Genomic DNA, 1476 nt, shown 5'->3' on the forward strand with positions numbered 1-1476 from the left:
GTGTTCTTCATCATCGGCGTGTACTACGCCACCGGCCTGGTCTGAGCCAACTGCTGCCCTGCCGGCCGGGACTCTCTCCCCCGGCCGGCAGGGCCGGATGCGAAAAAGCCGCCGGCAGCCCGATGTGTGCCTGTCGGTGAGAAACAGGTGGTTCTCCGGCGCGTGATGCCGAACTTTCCGGCATTTTGCAGCTTGGCAAGCAGTTCGCTGTTCTACGGCGTCAGCTGCCCAATGTTGCAGCGATCCTGAAAAATGAGGCACTGGTTGTCCACCGCGTCCCTGTCGCCATTGTCACGGTTCAGCAGTTCACAACATCTTCAAACCAGAGCCCATTGGTCCTTCTGGAGGTGAAGATGCCGGCAGCTTCCACGGCATCCTTGAACACTCGGTCGCAGAAGACTCCCCCGTGAAACGGCAACCTGAAAACATGTGCTGAACCCAACGCGTCGCGCTTGAACGCCAAGCGCACATCGCCTGTGAGGCGGTAGTACTTACCTTCCTCGTAGTCGTCGCTGATGACGATGTTGAGCTGGGATGCCACCTCATCCAGAGCATCCACTGTACGAATCACATCACAGAGGAAGTACGTTGGACCTTCGGAGCCGTCAGCCCGGCGATAGTCGACATTCGTGAAAACGAACGCGTCGGGATCTGTCGCCTCCATTACTTGACGTAGACGCGCAGAGACTAGCCAGTAGCCGCTCATGCCCCCTTCCAGGTCCTGCGGGGGGACACCCGCATGGGAGTGGTAGACCAACCTCGGCGTCTGGCGCAGCGGTGGGAAGCCACCGGGTTTGGGCTTCAAGATCAGCCGCGGCGGAGTCAGTAGAGCCTTCTCGTTCTCAAAGAGAACCCCATGACCTTTGCCACCCCGACGAGCATCCGGCTGCAATTTGAAGAATTCTCCAACCTTGGGATAATTGGCCGTTGACGATTCCATGTGCAAAGAAATCTCCTTAAAAATTCCCTCGGCAACAAACGCGCGAGATTTTATGAATGGCGACATTTCCCCCTGTTCGTGCGGCATAGGGTTCTACCCCGAAATCACGGACTGTCTGGAAAGGTCTTAAAAACTTCTGATCCTGTTTGGCCCGTCGCCGTCGCATCCTGGGATAGTGTCGGCGCTCGATGTATTCGAACACATCGGACCTGGCGGCATCGAGTGTCGGATACGCTGTGTGATAGATCCGCTCGCGCTTGAGCAATCCGAAGAAGCCCTCGCAGGCTGCATCGTCGCCACGCGGATGCCGCTCCTGCCGTTGCCAAACCGCCATCTGCACCGCTCTGATCACCATCTGCCGGTCCTGCCGATGATGCATCGACCAGCCCACAATGCGCTGATCAAACAGATCCAGCGCGACAAACAGATACAGTTTGGCCTGCTGGGTCTTGATCTCGGCAATGTCGGTGACCCACTTGGTTTGGGCTTCCGGGCGCTGAAATCACGCTCCAACAGATTGCGAACGCCCGGCGGTG

At 57.9% G+C, this 1476-nt stretch carries 1 protein-coding gene and 1 pseudogene; both read right to left on the reverse strand.

The annotated features are described in order from the left end of the window. Positions 1-298: 298 nt before the first annotated feature. Complete coding sequence (locus ABB30_RS15090; RefSeq protein WP_057639140.1) at positions 299-940, reverse strand: DUF1629 domain-containing protein; 642 nt, start codon at positions 938-940, stop codon at positions 299-301. A gap of 93 nt (positions 941-1033) precedes the next feature. Further along, positions 1034-1476: pseudogene (locus ABB30_RS15935) on the reverse strand (DDE-type integrase/transposase/recombinase); the annotation flags it as partial.

It is taken from the genome of Stenotrophomonas ginsengisoli (assembly GCF_001431485.1).
GTDB lineage: Bacteria > Pseudomonadota > Gammaproteobacteria > Xanthomonadales > Xanthomonadaceae > Stenotrophomonas > Stenotrophomonas ginsengisoli.

Excerpts from the sequence above, each read along its gene's own strand:
- ABB30_RS15090 (WP_057639140.1), bottom strand. The coding sequence starts at position 940 with ATGGAATCGTCAACGGCCAATTATCCCAAGGTTGGAGAATTCTTCAAA.